13 protein-coding genes are annotated in these 15,887 nt (G+C 68.3%); 5 read left to right on the forward strand and 8 right to left on the reverse strand.

Annotation, left to right across the window (positions count from 1 at the left end; genetic code table 11):
- Nucleotides 1–36: 36 nt before the first annotated feature.
- Complete coding sequence (locus tag AWC17_RS13905) at nt 37–2,412, forward strand: RyR domain-containing protein (RefSeq protein ID WP_046185754.1); 2,376 nt, start codon at nt 37–39, stop codon at nt 2,410–2,412.
- 141 nt (nt 2,413–2,553) lie between these two features.
- On the forward strand, nt 2,554–4,092 hold the full coding sequence (locus AWC17_RS13910) for a sensor domain-containing protein (RefSeq protein ID WP_085164788.1): 1,539 nt from the start codon (nt 2,554–2,556) through the stop codon (nt 4,090–4,092).
- Nucleotides 4,093–4,333: 241 nt separating this feature from the next.
- On the opposite strand, the gene AWC17_RS13915 is transcribed toward AWC17_RS13910, so the two are convergent.
- Entirely contained in the window at nt 4,334–5,206 is an 873-nt protein-coding gene (locus AWC17_RS13915) for an aminodeoxychorismate lyase (protein WP_141224624.1), read from the reverse strand.
- 97 nt (nt 5,207–5,303) lie between these two features.
- On the opposite strand from AWC17_RS13915, the gene ygfZ reads away from it, so the two are divergent.
- Both ygfZ and AWC17_RS13925 read left to right on the forward strand, forming a co-directional pair.
- Nucleotides 5,304–6,398, forward strand: coding sequence for a CAF17-like 4Fe-4S cluster assembly/insertion protein YgfZ (gene ygfZ, locus AWC17_RS13920; protein ID WP_085164789.1), 1,095 nt, complete (start codon nt 5,304–5,306; stop codon nt 6,396–6,398).
- A 144-nt stretch (nt 6,399–6,542) separates the two neighbouring features.
- Nucleotides 6,543–6,728: a DUF3073 domain-containing protein gene (locus AWC17_RS13925; RefSeq protein ID WP_046186359.1), complete on the forward strand. Its 186-nt coding sequence runs from the start codon at nt 6,543–6,545 to the stop codon at nt 6,726–6,728.
- A 60-nt stretch (nt 6,729–6,788) separates the two neighbouring features.
- Here the strand turns inward: AWC17_RS13925 and purM are convergent, their stop codons facing one another.
- From purM to AWC17_RS13940, 3 genes are all read right to left on the reverse strand, one after another.
- Complete coding sequence (gene purM, locus AWC17_RS13930) at nt 6,789–7,883, reverse strand: phosphoribosylformylglycinamidine cyclo-ligase (RefSeq protein ID WP_046186358.1); 1,095 nt, start codon at nt 7,881–7,883, stop codon at nt 6,789–6,791.
- A 71-nt stretch (nt 7,884–7,954) separates the two neighbouring features.
- Nucleotides 7,955–9,481 carry an amidophosphoribosyltransferase gene (gene purF, locus AWC17_RS13935; protein ID WP_046186357.1) on the reverse strand — a complete coding sequence of 509 codons (1,527 nt, stop codon included), beginning with the start codon at nt 9,479–9,481 and terminating at the stop codon, nt 7,955–7,957.
- A 139-nt stretch (nt 9,482–9,620) separates the two neighbouring features.
- Nucleotides 9,621–10,010: a sterol carrier family protein gene (locus AWC17_RS13940; protein WP_046186356.1), complete on the reverse strand. Its 390-nt coding sequence runs from the start codon at nt 10,008–10,010 to the stop codon at nt 9,621–9,623.
- 19 nt (nt 10,011–10,029) lie between these two features.
- Here AWC17_RS13940 and AWC17_RS13945 point away from each other — a divergent pair, with 19 nt between their 5' ends.
- Nucleotides 10,030–11,244 (forward strand): MCE family protein, encoded by a 1,215-nt coding sequence (locus AWC17_RS13945; protein WP_046186355.1) that lies wholly within the window; start codon nt 10,030–10,032, stop codon nt 11,242–11,244.
- Here AWC17_RS13945 and AWC17_RS13950 read toward each other — a convergent pair.
- From AWC17_RS13950 to AWC17_RS13965, 4 genes are read right to left on the reverse strand one after another with little or no spacing between them, the layout of a single operon-like run.
- Entirely contained in the window at nt 11,226–11,861 is a 636-nt protein-coding gene (locus AWC17_RS13950; protein WP_085164790.1) for an Rv0804 family intramembrane glutamic endopeptidase, read from the reverse strand. The genes AWC17_RS13945 and AWC17_RS13950 overlap by 19 nt on opposite strands.
- Nucleotides 11,862–11,880: 19 nt before the next feature.
- Nucleotides 11,881–14,178 (reverse strand): phosphoribosylformylglycinamidine synthase subunit PurL, encoded by a 2,298-nt coding sequence (gene purL, locus AWC17_RS13955; RefSeq protein ID WP_046184296.1) that lies wholly within the window; start codon nt 14,176–14,178, stop codon nt 11,881–11,883.
- A gap of 50 nt (nt 14,179–14,228) precedes the next feature.
- Nucleotides 14,229–14,576, reverse strand: coding sequence for a VOC family protein (locus tag AWC17_RS13960; protein ID WP_046184297.1), 348 nt, complete (start codon nt 14,574–14,576; stop codon nt 14,229–14,231).
- A gap of 18 nt (nt 14,577–14,594) precedes the next feature.
- Nucleotides 14,595–15,857 (reverse strand): M18 family aminopeptidase, encoded by a 1,263-nt coding sequence (locus AWC17_RS13965; RefSeq protein WP_085164799.1) that lies wholly within the window; start codon nt 15,855–15,857, stop codon nt 14,595–14,597.
- Nucleotides 15,858–15,887: the final 30 nt, after the last annotated feature.

A 15,887-nucleotide genomic window follows, 5' to 3' on the forward strand; every position in this document is an offset into this window, starting at 1 on the left:
CCGAGCAGCCGATACCGCGCGAAGGGAGATCGGCGGATGCGTCCCACCAGGGCACCCTCGCCCCTATTGCGCTGGGGCGTAACCGCGGTAGGCCTGCTGCTTATCGCCTATCTGGCCGTGCTGGACCTACAGCCCTCGATCATCGACGCGCTGCCGCCAGCGCTCGCATGGTTCGGCCGGCCCGGCTCGATGCCCACGCTCGCGATCGTCGTGACCGTCCTGATCGCCGCATCTGTGCTGACCTTCCGCTCGGGCAGCAGCCACCGGGTGGTGGGTGTTTCGTTCACCCTGATCGCAGCCCTCGTCCCCATGACGGCGGTTCTGGGACTCACCTCGTATTGGGGATGCCACGACGCCAACCATCCGGCCTTATTCACCCCGCTGATGGCGACGGCCAGTCTGGTCAAGGGCGGCACCGGCGACTTCTCGGTGGGCGGGCGCACCTGTCCGAATCCCACCCCCGTCGGCCTGGAATTGGCACGCATCGCGGCACTGTCGGCGATCTTCACCGGGCTCGGCGGCGTCGTGGTCGGGGTCTTCCGGTCCCAGGTGGACCGGCTACGGGCTAACCTGGCCGATTCCGTCACGGCCATCGTCGGCGTCGACGGCGACACCCAGTCGATGATCAGCGCGGTCGCGCGGACGCTCGACCGGCGCGGCACGCTGGTCGTCATCACCGGCGCCAGCGACGACCGGGTGCAGCGGGCCCGCAGGCAGGGCGCCCGGGTGGTCCTGGTGGACTTCAACAATCCGTCGACCCTGGTGTCGCTGCGGCTGTGGCGCCACCTGTCCCGGCTCTACCTGATGGCGCCCGACCCGGCGATCAACCTGTTGTGGCTGGACCTGATCAGCCGCCGGCTCGACGAGGTCGCGCACAAACGGCGGTTGCCGCTGATCGTGCGGATGGACGACCCCTGGCTGGCCCAAGCGTGGCGCGCCCAGCAGTTCGGCGGATCGGACACCCGGTGGGCGGCCGACGTGGTCGGCAAGTACGAGGTGACCGCGGGCAGGCTGCTCGACGGCATCATCGCAACGGGGCGTACGGAACGGGTATTCGTCTGCGGCACTTCACAATTGACCCTGGCGCTGTGCGCGGACCTTACCCAACGCGTCCTGGAACGCGACTTCTACACCCCGTCCGGCGCGGTGCCGTTGCCCTCGCTCACGCTGGTCGAGAAGGACGCTCCGGAGTACCTGGCGGATCACGAGTTCTACCGGCAGCAGGCCGGATTCATGTCGGAGGGACCGACCATCGATGCGACGGCCGAGGCGCCGACGGTACCGACGATGCTGAAGCTGATCGGCGACGTGGACCCTGCCACCAGCGCCGCGATCTTCGTGGACTCCCATGCCGCGACGACCGCCGCCAGGCTGGCGGCCCGATTCCCCGACATGCCCATCTACGCCTCCGATCTCAACACCAGCATCAGTGACGACTCGATCCAGGTCGTCGGCCGGTTGCAGTCCTACTCGCTGGTACTGGACACCCAAGAGGGCCAAGTGCGGGACGCCTGGGAGCGGGCGGCGAGGTTGATCCACGAGCGGTATGTCTCGGCGATCGACCCCGATGCGCCGCGGTCCCCGGCCGCGATGCCGTGGGCCGAGCTCAACGAGTTCTACCGCGGGTCCAATCGGCGCCAGGTGCGCAACGCGCTGTGGATGGTGGAGCAGATCGCGGGGCACACCTGGAATACGTGGGGCAGCCCGCCGGCGCAGCTGTCCGGCCACGAGATGGCGGACCTGCCCCCATTGGAACAGCTTGCCCTGATGGGCTTCGACCAGGATTCGGCGATGAGCATGGCCCGTGCGGAGCATGAGGACTGGTGCCGCTACTACCGGCGCAACGGTTGGAAATATGGTTCGCCGCGCGACGATTCACGCAAGATCCACAACAAGCTGGTCGACTGGTCGGTGGTCGAAAGCGACCCGGAGCTACTCAATGCCGCAGTGCGCAGCCTGGCGGGCACGCTGTGGAGCCTGCGCCAGCTGGGCTTCCGGTCGCGCCCGCTTTGGCAGTCCTTCACCCGGGTGGGGACGGTGGCCGCCGAACAACGAAGCGCCCCATGGACATGGACGTCGGATTCGGGGCACACCATGCGCGCCGACGCCGGCGACTGGGCGATCCAGGAAGACGGCAAGGTGTGGTCAGTTCGCGACGACATCTTCCGGGATACCTACGAGCCGGCCGGCGACGGGCGCTGGCAGCGGAAAGGGCGGGTTCAGGCCCGTCCGGCCTACCCGGGCGAGACGGTAAACACTTTGGAGGGCCCCACAACCGCGGCGGAGGGCGACTGGGTCGTCCGGGGATCCAGCGGCGAACAGTGGCCCGTTCCCGGTGACGAATTCGAGCGTCGCTATGCCGAATTCCACCCGCCCGAGGACGCTTCCGCGGTCGACGGCGGCCACGGCTGAGTTGTAGCCGTCGCGTCCCAAGCGGCAGTGAATTTGCGCCGTCCGATACGGCCCGACACTGATACGGTATCGGCGCATGCCCAATAGCCGCATGCGCCGATTTCCCCTTTCGTTTGCTACGCCGCCCCGTAGGAGACCGTGATGCCGCTGTTCATCAGCTATTCGAGCCAAGACAGGGCGACGGTCGACGCCCTGACGACCGCGCTTCGGCGCGGACAACAACAGGTTTGGTTCGACCAAGAGCTCGGCGGTGGCGAATCCTGGTGGAACAAGATCCTCGAGCAGATTCGCTCATGCGACGTATTCATCGTGGCGCTGTCCAATAACTGGCTCCAATCCAAGCCCAGTCAGTCCGAGTTGCGCTACGCGAGGGCCCTGAACCGGCCGATCCTTCCCGTTCGGATCGGCGACATCGACAGCATGCGCGTGAATCCCCTTGCCGCGTTGCAGATCATCGACTATCGCGAACCGACCGTCGACGCCGGCATCCAACTGGTGACCGCGGTACACGCGCTGCAAAGCAAGCCGGTGCCGTTGCCGGACCCGCTGCCCGAAGAGCCGCCGGTGCCGTTCGGGTACATCACCCGGTTGGGCGACACCCTCGCCGAGAAGGAACTCAGCCCGCAGCAGCAGACCCAGCTTTTGATCGAACTCAGGCAGGGACTCGACGAGGACGGCGACGACCCCAGCGCTCGCGGCGACATCGGCCAGCTGCTGCGCATGCTGCGCCTGCGCCACGATGTCACCTACCGCACCCGCACCGAAATCGACAACGTGTTGGCCGAGATCGAGGCCAAGGACGGTTCGTCGGCGGGCCCGTCCGCCGCGACCACTAGCAACGCGCAGGTACCGACCGCTGCCGCACCGCAGCCCACCGCCGCGGCGCCGCCCGGCGGCCCGTCGGTCAAGGCCGCGCCTGCCGCGGTCGGCGGCGGGGTCCCGACCGGCGGGTCCAGCAAGCGGCTGATCATCATCGGCGGCGCCGCCGTGGCGGTCATCGCCGCGATGGCGATCGTCGTCGTATTGGCCATGCAGGGAGGCAAGACGAAGCCGTCCCCCAAAGCCGGCGGCAACCCGAATTCGGCGGCGCCCAGCACCGCGGCCGCCGGGAATGCCTCGAAGCTGGACTTGTATCTGCTCGGACCCGCCGACGTCGGCGCCGTCGTCGGCGACCCGAACCTGGTGGTCTCCGAGCAAGCCGCGCAACTGCGCAACTTTAGGCCGACGCTGTCCAACCCGGATTGCAAGGGCGTGTTCGAACCCATCGAGGAATCGGCCTACCGGGGCGCGGACGGTTACACCGCGGTGAGCGGCCAGGCCGTGCACACCGCCGGCGAGAACCCCCCGCACCGGCTCTACGAAGCGGTGGCGGAGTTTTCGTCGCCCGAGAAGGCCGCCGCATTCGTGCAGGCGTCGGCGGACAAGTGGAAAGCCTGCGCCGGGCAATCGATCACGTTGACGTTCAACGGCAAGTCCAGCGAATGGAAGTTCGGTGAGGTCACCGGAACCGTGCCGAGGATTTATCAACAGCGGACACAAGCGGACGGAACCCGGATCTGCCACCATGCGCTGCACGCGGTGTCCAGTGTGGTCGTCGACTTGTTGCTGTGCGGCCCCGACGCCGAGAACGGTCAAGCGGGCAAACTCGCCGGGCAGATCGCCGCGAAGGTGAGCCAGTAACGGCCCCAGACATGGAGCGGCCCCCGAGCAAGGCTCCTGGTTGGACAGACCGAAAGCTCGGGGGCCGGGTGACTGCGGGGAATTCGCTAGCGCGCGTAGGTCGCCAGCTCTTCCGAGCCACTGCAGCTAGCGCGCAGCCACCTCACATGTCCATGAAGCTATCAATTTCGCGGACCACCTCCTTCCCTGTGTACGCCCGACCGTACCCGCGATTCCGCAAGCGGACAACGCAATTCAGCGCTCAGCGATCGCTGACAATCGCCGAGTCGACCAACGCGGCGAATTCGGCGGCCAACGGAGACCGAGGCAGTGGCCGACCGTCGAGCGTATGCACGCGAGCGGCCAACGTCATACTCGAGACCAACCAGATCCCTTGCGCGGCATTGAGATCGGGGGGCCGCAGCGCGCGATAGTCGCAGTCATAACCCTTGGCGCGCGCCACCTCGAAGACGGCCTGCTGTGTGGTGCCACGCAGAATCGGATACCACGGTGGCGGCGTCAGCAGGCACAGATTCCCGCCTGATCCCGTTTCGGCATCGGTCGCGATCACCACCGTCGAGCGCGGACCTTCCAGGATGTAGCCGTCCGAGCTGACGAAGATCACGTCACCGGCGCCCTGCCGGGCGGCATGACGCAAGGCGGCCATGTTGACCGCGTAGGACAGTGTCTTGGCGCCGGCCAGCAGCCAGGGCATCGCGTCGGTGCCGGCCGCGGGCAGTCCGCGGTCCAGCGTCACCGCGGCCAGTCCCTCGCGCCGCACCGCCGTCACCCGTTCGGGAACAGCGGTGACCATCACATAGGCGGTCGGCGCCGTGCCGCCCTCCCGGCCGCGGCTGTAGATCAGGCGCATCGCTCCTTCATCAGCGGTGCCCGCGGCCCACTGCCCAGTGGCCACGTCGATCGCACTGCGCCAGCTGGGCAGGTCCGGCTCGGGCAGCTCCATCAGCCTGGCCGAATGGGTCAGCCGCTGCAGGTGAGACTCGACCAGACAGGGCCTGCCGTCGCGGACCAACAGCGTCTCGAAGATACCGTCGCCGCGAACCACTGCCAGGTCGTCGGCGTGCAGCAGCGGGGCCTCCGGCGGATGAATCGCGCCGTCCAGCGTGACGATCACACCCGTCTGGCCTGCCATGGAGGTAAAGCGTAGCCGCGAATGTGAAGCTGGCCGCACAGTCGCGGACGGGAGACCGCGGGGTCCGTAGAGTTGACGTGTGACTGCAGTGCTTGCCCCAGATGCCGGACCCGACGCGGGAGCCATCTGGCATTACGGCGATCCCCTGGGCGAGCAGCGGGCGGCCGAAACCGATGCGGTAGTGGTGGACCGCTCGCACCGCGCGGTGCTCACCCTGACCGGCAGCGACCGCCAGAAGTGGCTACACAGCATCTCCACCCAACACGTCAGCGACCTCCCCGAGGGCGCCAGCACGCAGAACCTCAGCCTCGACGGCCAGGGCCGCGTCGAGGATCACTGGATCCAAACCGAACTCGGCGGCACCACCTACCTCGATACCGAACCGTGGCGGGGCGAACCGCTGCTGGACTACCTGCGCAAGATGGTCTTCTGGTCCGATGTAACGGCGGCTGCCGCCGACATGGCGGTGCTTTCGCTGTTGGGCCCGCGACTGGCCGACCGGGCGGTGCTCGACGCGCTCGGCGTGGACGCCCTGCCCGCCGAGATGACCGCGATTCCGGTCGCCGGCGGGGGCTTTGTGCGCCGGATGCCCGGCGCCCCGGCCGGCCAGATCGAACTGGATTTGCTGGTCCCGCGCGACGCGTCCGCCGCCTGGCAGCAACGGTTGGTGCAGGCGGGACTGCGGCCGGCTGGGGTTTGGGCCTACGAAGCCCACCGGGTGGTGGCGCTGCGCCCGCGACTGGGCGTCGACACCGATGAGCGCACGATTCCGCACGAGGTGGGGTGGATCGGCGGTCCCGGCGAGGGTGCCGTCCACTTGGACAAGGGCTGTTACCGGGGGCAAGAGACCGTCGCGCGAGTGCACAACCTCGGGAAACCGCCCCGGATGCTGGTGCTGTTGCACCTCGATGGCTCGGTGGAGCGGCCGTCGACGGGCGATCCAGTGCTCGCCGGCGGTCGCGTCGTCGGCCGTCTGGGCACCGTGGTGGATCACGTAGACCTTGGGCCCGTGGCCCTCGCGCTGCTCAAGCGCGGGGTGCCGGCCGACACCGAACTGGCGACCGGGCCGCAGGCCTCGGTGGCCGCGGTGATCGACGCCGATTCGCTGCCGCCGACCGAACAGATCGGTGCGGGACGGCTGGCCGTTGAACGGTTGCGGGGCGGTGCGAGATAATCGTCGATGACGTCCGCCACAGCGGCAGGGGGGACCGACGCCCAACCGTAAGGCACGGTAAACTGTCGGCAGGACAATAACGACACCAGTAGATCGGAGCCGCCTGATTCGGGCCGCTCCGTTATTGCGCGAGGGGGTTCCCCCATGGGCCGCGGCCGGGCTAAGGCAAAGCAGACCAAGGTTGCTCGAGAACTCAAATACAGTTCCCCGCAGACCGACTTCCAGCGGCTTCAGCAAGAGCTGGCAGGGACGGGTGCCGACGACTCCACCGGGCTGGAGGACGACGGCATCGGCGACTCCTGGGAAGACGCCGACGACTGGCGTCGCTGAAACTCACGTCGCTGTGCCGGTGTAATCCGTTTCGGCACTGCGCTAGCCCGGCTTCCGCTTCTAAAATCTCGGGTGCTGCCCGACAAGCTTTGCCCGCGGGCCCTCTTTGCCGCCCTTGCAGACCGTCCCCAACACCCAGCAGTCCAAGTGGCGGGCCGTCAAGATGGCCAAGGCGCGATCGGTGTCCTCGGGCGCGACGACGGCGACCATGCCCACGCCCATGTTGAACGTCTTCTCCATCTCCTCCCGCCTCACCCGGCCACGCTGAGCGATCATGGCGAACACCGGTGCGGGCGTCCAGGTCCCGCGGTCGATTTCGGCGACCAGGCCGTGCGGGATGACGCGTAGCAGGTTGCCGGCCAGCCCGCCGCCGGTGACGTGGCAGAACGTGCGGACATGAGTTTCGGCGGTCAACGCCAGGCAGTCTTTGGCGTAGATCCGAGTGGGTTCCAACAGCTCTTCACCCAGGGTGCGGCCGAACTCCTCGACATAACCGGCCAAGTTCATCCGGTCGATCTCGAGTAGCACCGTGCGGGCCAACGAGTACCCGTTGGAATGCAGGCCCGAGGATCCCATCGCGATGATGGTGTCGCCGGGTTTGACGCGATCGGGGCCCAACACGTCGTCGGCCTCGACGACGCCGACACCGGTCGCCGAGATGTCGTAGTGGTCAGGTTCCATCAGGCCCGGGTGTTCTGCGGTTTCGCCGCCGAGCAACGCGCAACCGGCTCGCACGCATCCCTCGGCGATGCCCGCGACGATCGCGCTGAGGCGTTCGGGCACCGTCCGGCCCACCGCAATGTAGTCCTGCAGGAACAGCGGCTCGGCACCGCAGACGACGAGGTCGTCGACCACCATCGCAACCAGGTCCAGGCCGACGGTGTCGTGCTTGTCCATCGCCTGAGCGACCGCCAGCTTGGTGCCCACACCGTCGGTGGACGCCGCGAGCAGCGGTTCGCGGTAGTCGTTGCGCAAGGCGAACAACCCTGCGAACCCGCCGAGGCCGCCCCGCACCTCGGGCCTGGTGGCCCGTGTCGCCAGCGGCTTGAACATTTCAACGGCGCGGTCACCGGCTTCAATGTCCACCCCGGCCGACGCGTAGGTAATGCCGTGGCTGCCCGGGTTTCGTCCGGGGCTTTTTCCGGGATCCGTCATCGCGATAAAGGCTACCGGGCGCCGCCGACCGCCGTTATCAAACGTCTTGGAAGGGCCGGATCCGACGCCCGTCAGTGGACGATCGGCACTTCGTCGGGGGCCAGATCGTCGAGCCCGGCTCCGCGCGCGGCATTGGTGAGCATGTGCTCGATGACGTTCTTGCCCAAGGCCGTCTCCTCGGGCAGTTCGATCGGATACTTGCCGTCGAAGCAGGCGGTGCAGAGCCGCGACGCGGGTTGCTCGGATGCGGCGACCAGACCTCGCAGCGAAATGTAGCCGAGCGAGTCCGCACCGATCGCGTGGCGCACCGCTTCGAGCGATTCCTCTTTGTCCTGCACGGCGTTGGCGATCAACTCCGCCGGCGACGGGAAGTCGATGCCATAGAAGCAGGGCCATTTCACCGGCGGTGAAGCGATACGCACGTGGACTTCGACGGCGCCGGCCTCGCGCAGCATGCGCAACAACGCGCGCTGGGTGTTCCCGCGCACGATCGAGTCGTCGACAACGATGAGCCGCTTGCCGCGGATGACCTCGCGAAGTGGGTTGAGCTTCAGCCGGATACCGAGCTGGCGGATGGTCTGCGACGGCTGGATGAAGGTGCGCCCGACGTAGGCGTTCTTCATCAGACCCTGCCCGTAGGGAATGCCGGACCCCTGCGCGTATCCGACCGCGGCGGGGGTGCCCGACTCCGGGACCCCGATCACCAGGTCGGCGTCGACCGGGCATTCACGGGCCAGCCGACGACCGATCTCCACCCGGGTGGCGTGCACCGAGCGGCCGGCGATCGTGCTGTCCGGGCGCGCCAAATAGACGTACTCGAAGACGCAGCCCTTGGGGGTGGGGTTGGCGAAACGGGTGGAGCGCACCCCGTCGGCGTCGATCGCCAGCAACTCGCCCGGCTCGATATCACGCACGAACGATGCGCCGACGATGTCGAGCGCGGCCGTTTCGGAGGCCACCACCCAGCCGCGGTCCAGGCGTCCGAGCGAAAGTGGCCGCACCCCATGGGGATCGCGGCACGCGTACAGCGTGTTCTCGTCCATGAACGTCAGGCAGAACGCGCCGCGCACGGTTGGCAGCAGGTCCAGGGCCGCCCGCTCCAGGGTGGAATCGGCCGCGCCGTGGGCCAGCAGTGCGCCCAAGATGTCGGAGTCCGTTGTCGCCGGGGCGGGGTAGCGCCGGGCGATCAGCCCGGCGTCGCGGGCGCGGGCGGCAAGATCGGCGGTGTTGACCAGATTTCCGTTGTGCCCCAAAGCGACGCCGGTGCCCGCGGCCGTGTTGCGGAACACCGGCTGCGCGTTCTCCCACGTGGTATCGCCCGTGGTGGAGTAACGGCAATGCCCGATGGCGACGTGGCCCGGCATCGCCGCGAGCGTCTGCTCGTCGAACACCTGGCTGACCAAGCCCAAGTCTTTGAAGACGAGGACCTGTGACCCATCGGCGACGGCGATACCGGCGGCTTCCTGCCCGCGATGCTGCAGGGCGTACAAGCCGTAATAGGTGAGTTTTGCGACATCCTCGCCAGGGGCCCAAACCCCGAATACACCACACTCTTCACGAGGCGAGTTCAGGTCCTGCTCGGGTTCTCCGACGGTCACGATTGGGCGGCTCCCTGGGGAACGGGTGGTGACGTAACGGAGTCTACGGGTCCGACGCCCGCGACCGCGAATTAACACCGCGTGTTGGGTGCCGAAAATTCCCTCACCTGACCCTAAACCTGCAGTTCAGACTTACTATTCAGCTGACATCGAACAAGGGCAGACAGTGTTCGATCTCACCCGCTCGAGAGCCGGAAAGGCTCAGCGCACCGGCATCCTTCGCCGCCTGGAACGACAGCATCCCGGCAGCCAGCAGCAGCCACGTCCGCGGATCGGTCTCCACCACGTTGGGCGGCGTGCCGCGGGTGTGCCTCGGCCCGGAGATGCACTGCACCGCGGCGAACGGCGGGATCCGCACCTCGACGCTGGCGCCGGGTGCCAGGGCGGCCAGGGTGCGGGCGGTGAGCCGGACTGCGGCGCCGAGGCTCTCGCGGTCGGGGGCCGGCCGGGATTCGTCCCGCAACCAGTTCGCGACGGCCAACACGGCCTGCCGAGTCTTTGCCGGATCGGCCTTTTGGCGGGCGGCCATACCCTAGGGTCTCAAACTCATGGAGCGTCGTCGCTCGCGGCGCGGGCCACGGTACAAGTCCGTCGGCCTCGTGACGGTCGTCATCATGGGACTGGTCGGGTCGCTCCTGTACCTGCAGTTCCGGGGTGACCTCACCCCGAAGACGAAGCTGACGCTGGTGGCCGCCAGGGCCGGCCTGGTGTTGGATCCGGGTTCCAAGGTCACCTACAACGGGGTTCAGATCGGCCGGGTGGCGAGTATTTCCGAGATCACCCGCGACGGTAAGCCGGCCGCCAAGGTGGTGCTGGATATCACCCCGAGGTACGTCAAGATGATGCCGGCCAACGTGGTGGCCGCCATCAAGGCGACCACGGTGTTCGGCAACAAATACGTCGCGCTGAACTCGCCGCCCCAACCCGCGGCCCAACCGATCACACCGTCGACCGTGATCGACGCGACCGCGGTGACGACCGAGTTCAACACCGTGTTCGAGACACTCATGTCGATCGCGGAGAAGGTCGACCCGGTCAAAGTGAATCTGACGCTCAGCGCGGCCGCGCAAGCCCTGACGGGGTTGGGCGAAAAGTTCGGAGCCTCTTTGGTCAACGGCAACACGATCCTTGACGACGTGAATCCCCAGATGGGCGACCTCCGAGCCGACATTGCGCGGTTGGCCGCACTCGGTGACACCTACGCCAACGCCTCGCCAGACCTGTGGGCCGCGCTTGACCACGCGGTGACCGCGTCGCGCACTCTCAACCGCCGGCAAGTCGATCTGGACGCGGCCCTGCTGGCGGCGGCGGGCCTGGGCGGGACGGGCGCCGACGTCTTCGGACGCGGCGGCCCGTACCTCGCGCGGGGGGCCGCCGATCTGGTCGGCTCCAGCCAATTGCTCGACGAGTACAGTCCGGAAATCTTCTGCACCATCCGCAATTTCAATGAAGTCGGACCCAGGATCCACAACGCCCTCGGCGACAACGGCTACTCGCTGGGCGCCCACGCGGCGGGCGCAATCGCCGGTGCGCCCAATCCGTATATCTGGCCGGAGAATCTGCCGCGGACCAACGCCAGGGGCGGTCCCGGTGGCCGGCCAGGCTGTTGGCAGACGATTACCCGGCAGTTGTGGCCGGCGCCGTTCCTGGTGATGGACACCGGCGCGAGCATGGCTCCCTACAACCACTTTGAGATCGGCTCGCCACTTTTCGTCGAGCACGTGTGGGGTCGCCAGGTGGGCGACTACACCATCAACCCCTGACGCCTGACGCGCAGCGCGGCGATCGCACCCGCCTCGTTGATGGCCAAGTGCACCAGCATGGGCGCGGCAAGGCTGCCGGAACGCTCTGCGAGCCAACTGAACAGCCAGCCCGCGATGCCCGTCACCAACACGGTGCCCACCACCGGCTCGCCCGCCGCCCGCGCGTCCGCGATGTGGGAGAGCCCAAAGCTTGCCGCTTGCAACACCCTTCCACCGGAGTTGCCGTACGCACCGGAAGCGGCGGTGGTCAGCGCCGCGCGGAACGCGGCCTCCTCGGCCCAGACGGTCCCGACGGGGATCTGCAGCAGCAGCCAGCCGGGCATCGACCCGGGTGGCTCCCGGTCGGCCATCGACGCCCGCACCAACGGCACCGCCGTCGTCGCGGCGATCGCGCTCGCCGCCGCCGCGCCGGCCGCCGACCCCAGCCGCAGCCCCGCCCACAACCGCGGCGGAGATAAACCCAGCGGTGCACGCGTCGCAAGCACCAGGAGCGTGGCGGCACCGGCCTGCGCGGTGACCCGCCACGGCGTGGGCAGTCGCGGCCCGACGAAGCTCCAGCCAACCAGGGCGGCGGCCAACGAGAACGCACGTTCCCGACGGAAACCGTATTCGCCCATCAGGATTCGCCGCTACGGCTCATCCGAAGAGGCGCGGCAACACCGCCTCGGACGTCTCGCGCAGTTCCGCCAGCGACACCGTGAACAGGCCCTGAACCTCCACCACGTCGGACGCCTGATCGACGACGCCGATGCGGACCGCGGGCAGCCCGCGCGCCTCGCACATCGCACGGAACCGGCTCTCCTCGGTGCGCGGCACCTCCACCAGGACCCGGCCAGCGGACTCGGAGAACAACATCACGAACGGATCTGCGCCCTCGGGAAGCACGATGCGGCAACCGGTTTCGCCCGCCAGGGCCGCCTCCACGATGGCCTGCGCGAGCCCGCCTTCGGACAGGTCGTGCGCTGCGGACACCAGCCCATCGCGGGACGCCGCGCTCAGCACCTCGGCCAAGAGCTTCTCGCGCGCCAGGTCGACCGCGGGCGGCAACCCACCCAGATGGTCGGCGGTCACCTGCGCCCAGATGGAACCGTCGAATTCGTCGCGCGTGTCGCCCAGCAGCATCATGGTCTCGCCCGGTTCGCGGCCCAGGCCCGTCGGGATGCGGCGGCCCACATCGTCGAGCACACCGAGCACGCCGACCACCGGCGTGGGCAGGATCGCCGCCGACCCGGTCTGGTTGTAGAAGCTGACGTTGCCGCCGGTCACCGGAATGCCAAGCGCCGCACAGCCATCGGCCAGGCCCCGCACCGCCTGCGAGAACTGCCACATCACCCCGGGGTCTTCGGGGGAGCCGAAGTTGAGGCAGTTGGTCACCGCGACCGGGGTCGCGCCGGTGACGGCGACGTTGCGGTAGGCCTCGGCCAGCGCGAGCTGGGCTCCGGCGTACGGATCGAGCAGCGTGTAGCGCCCCGACGCGTCGGTCGATAGCGCGATGCCGCGGCCGGTGGTCTCGTCGACGCGGAGCACGCCGCCGTCCGCGTGCTCGGCCAGCACGGTGTTGCCGCGCACGTAGCGGTCGTACTGTTCGGTGATGAACGCGCGGCTACACAGGTGCGGGCTGCCCAGCAGCGCAAGCAAAGTCGCGCGCAGCTCCTCCCCCGTTGCAGGCCGCGGCAGGCTCGTTGACCGATCCGCGTTCAGGGCGTCCTGCGATTCGGGCCGCACGACCGGCCGCTGGTACACCGGGCCCTCGTGCGCGACGGTGCGCGGCGGCACGTCGACGACCGTCTCGCCGCGCCAGGTGATCCGCAACCGGTCGCCGTCGGTGACCTCGCCGATCACCGTGGCGAGCACCTCCCATTTGCGGCACACCGCCAGGAAGGCGTCCACATTCTCCGGCGCGACGACGGCGCACATCCGCTCCTGCGACTCGCTGCAGAGCACCTCCGCGGGCGTCATGTCCTTGGCTCGCAACGGGACGGTGTCGAGTTCGATCGCCATCCCGCCGTCGCCGGCTGACGCCAATTCCGAGGTTGCACAAGACAATCCGGCGCCGCCGAGGTCCTGTATGCCGATCACCAGGCCGCCCGCGTAGAGCTCGAGGCAACACTCGATGAGCACCTTTTCCATGAAGGGGTCGCCCACTTGCACCGAGGGCAGCTTCTTGCGGGACCCCTCGCTGTCGAAGGTGTCCGACGCCAGCACCGACACCCCGCCGATGCCGTCGAGCCCGGTGCGCGCGCCGAACAGGATGATCTTGTTTCCGGTGCCCGAGGCGAACGCCAGATGCAGGTCCTCCTGGCGTAACACGCCCACGCACAACGCGTTCACCAACGGATTGCCGGCGTAGCACGCATCGAAGACGGTCTCGCCGCCGATGTTGGGCAACCCCAGCGAGTTGCCGTAGCCACCGATTCCGCGGACCACCCCGTCGACCACCCGGCGCGTGTCGGGCGCGTCGGCGGCGCCGAACCGAAGCTGGTCCATCACGGCGACCGGTCGGGCGCCCATGGCCATGATGTCGCGGACGATGCCGCCGACACCGGTCGCCGCGCCCTGGTAGGGCTCGACGTAGGACGGGTGGTTGTGGGATTCCACTTTGAATGTGACGGCCCAGCCGTCGCCGATGTCGACCACGCCGGCGTTCTCGCCGATGCCGGCCAGCATGCCGGCGCGCATGTCGTCGGTCGTGGTTTCGCCGAAGTAGCGCAGGTGAACCTTGGACGACTTGTACGAGCAGTGCTCGCTCCACATCACCGAGTACATCGCCAGCTCGGTGTCGGTGGGTCTGCGGCCCAGGATCTCGCGAATCCGCTGGTACTCGTCGTCTTTGAGGCCCAGCTCGGCGAACGGCTGCGGCTGGTCGGGGCTGGCTGCGGCGTGCTCGACGGTGTCGATCGCCTGGGTGCGGGCGCTCGTCCCGGAGACAGTCACGCCAGACAGTCTAGGGCTGCGCTGCTGGCGCCGTGGGGGCGCCGCGGCGGCTATTGACCGACGATGCAGAAGACGTTGCCCTCGGGGTCGGCCAGCACCACCCAGCGGAAATTGTCGCCGAACTTGTGCCGGCCCACCTCGGTGGCCCCGGCGGCTTTCAGCCGAGCCACCTCGGCATCAACGTCGGCGGCACCGAAGTCGAGGTGCACACGGTTCTTCCCGGGCGTGGGGTCGGGCACCTTCTGGAACCCGAGTCGGGGTCCTTCCGACAAACTCACCGCGGTGAACTCGTCGGCGAGCAACTCCTGCGTCGTGCCACCAAACTGCTCGGCCCACCATCCGGCCAACTTCGCGGGATCGCTGCAGTCGAAGGTGATCATCTCCACGTTGAGCGCCATACCGCCAGACCTTAGGCCTCACACGGGCTCAGGCGAAAGGAACGCTTGCATCGCCGCCGAGTAGGCGGCCACGTCGTGCGCGCCCATCAACTCGCGCGCGGAGTGCATCGCCAGTTGCGCGGCACCGACGTCGACGGTGGGGATGCCGGTCCGGGCCGACGCCAGCGGCCCGATCGTCGACCCGCACGGCAGGTCGGCGCGATGTTCGTAGCGCTGCAAGGTGACCCCGGCCTGCTGGCAGGCCAGAGCGAAAGCCGCGGAAGTGCGTCCGTCGGTGGCGTAGCGCAGGTTGGGGTGCACCTTGAGCACCGGCCCGGCGTTGACCTCGATGAGGTGGCTGGGCTCGTGCCGGTCCGGATAGTTGGGGTGAGTGGCGTGCGCCATGTCCGCCGAAACCAACAACGAGTCGGGCAGCCGGCGCAGGAAGTCTTCGCGGGTGCCGCCGACCGCGAGCACGATTCGCTCGAGGACGGTGCCGAGCAGGTCGGACTGGGCGCCGTGGTCGGAGGTCGAACCGACCTCCTCGTGGTCGAAGAGCACCAGCACGGGCAGGAAACCTCGCGGCTTGGCGGTCAACAACGCCTCCATGCCCGCATAGCAACTGGCCTGGTTGTCTAGCCGAGGAGCGCTGAGCAGGTCGGCGTCGGCGCCGATCACTGTCGACGGGGTCAGATCGTGGGTCATCAGGTCGGCGGCCAGCACGCCCGTCGGCGCCACCCCGGCGCGTTCGGCGACGAAATCGATGAACGACCTCGCCTCGACGCCGACGCCCCAGACGCCGTTGACGTGTCGCTGCGGGTCCAGCGTCAGCGATTTGCGGTCCTCGGCCAGATGAATGGCCAACTGCGGCACCCGCAGGATCGGGTCGTCTATCCGGACCAGCCGGTGCTCGATCCTGACGCCGTCACGCACCGACAACCGTCCACTGATGCCCAAGTCACGGTCGAGCCAGGAGTTGAGCCACGCTCCGCCGTACGGCTCCAGCGCCACCACGCGCCAGCCGGCGACCAGCCGATCCGGATGCTGCTTGACCCGCAGGTTCGGGCTGTCGGTATGCGCGCCGACGATCCGGAACGGGCCGTCGGCCCCATCGGAGTTCCAGGCGACCAGCGAGCCGGCCCGCACCGTGAAGTAGCGGCCCGGCTCGTCCGGCCAGCGGTTGGCCTCGCTGAGTTCGGTGTACCCGGCAGCGGTCAGCCGCGCGGCCACCGTGGCGCAGACGTGAAATGGCGACGGAGAAGCGTCGATGAAATCGCAGAGGCTTGCGGCGCTGGCCGACATGTTCATCATCATGGCTTCCGGCGCTCGCCG

Source organism: Mycobacterium nebraskense (assembly GCF_002102255.1).
GTDB classification, from domain to species: Bacteria; Actinomycetota; Actinomycetes; order Mycobacteriales; family Mycobacteriaceae; genus Mycobacterium; species Mycobacterium nebraskense.

What these genes read in the sequence shown, in the direction of transcription:
- AWC17_RS13905 (WP_046185754.1), top strand. Translation starts at nt 37, where the DNA reads ATGCGTCCCACCAGGGCACCCTCGCCCCTATTGCGCTGGGGCGTAACC.
- AWC17_RS13910 (WP_085164788.1), top strand. Translation starts at nt 2,554, where the DNA reads ATGCCGCTGTTCATCAGCTATTCGAGCCAAGACAGGGCGACGGTCGAC.
- AWC17_RS13925 (WP_046186359.1), top strand. Translation starts at nt 6,543, where the DNA reads ATGGGCCGCGGCCGGGCTAAGGCAAAGCAGACCAAGGTTGCTCGAGAA.
- purM (WP_046186358.1), bottom strand. Translation starts at nt 7,883, where the DNA reads ATGACGGATCCCGGAAAAAGCCCCGGACGAAACCCGGGCAGCCACGGC.
- AWC17_RS13940 (WP_046186356.1), bottom strand. Translation starts at nt 10,010, where the DNA reads ATGGCCGCCCGCCAAAAGGCCGATCCGGCAAAGACTCGGCAGGCCGTG.
- AWC17_RS13945 (WP_046186355.1), top strand. Translation starts at nt 10,030, where the DNA reads ATGGAGCGTCGTCGCTCGCGGCGCGGGCCACGGTACAAGTCCGTCGGC.
- AWC17_RS13950 (WP_085164790.1), bottom strand. Translation starts at nt 11,861, where the DNA reads ATGGGCGAATACGGTTTCCGTCGGGAACGTGCGTTCTCGTTGGCCGCC.
- AWC17_RS13960 (WP_046184297.1), bottom strand. Translation starts at nt 14,576, where the DNA reads ATGGCGCTCAACGTGGAGATGATCACCTTCGACTGCAGCGATCCCGCG.
- AWC17_RS13965 (WP_085164799.1), bottom strand. Translation starts at nt 15,857, where the DNA reads ATGTCGGCCAGCGCCGCAAGCCTCTGCGATTTCATCGACGCTTCTCCG.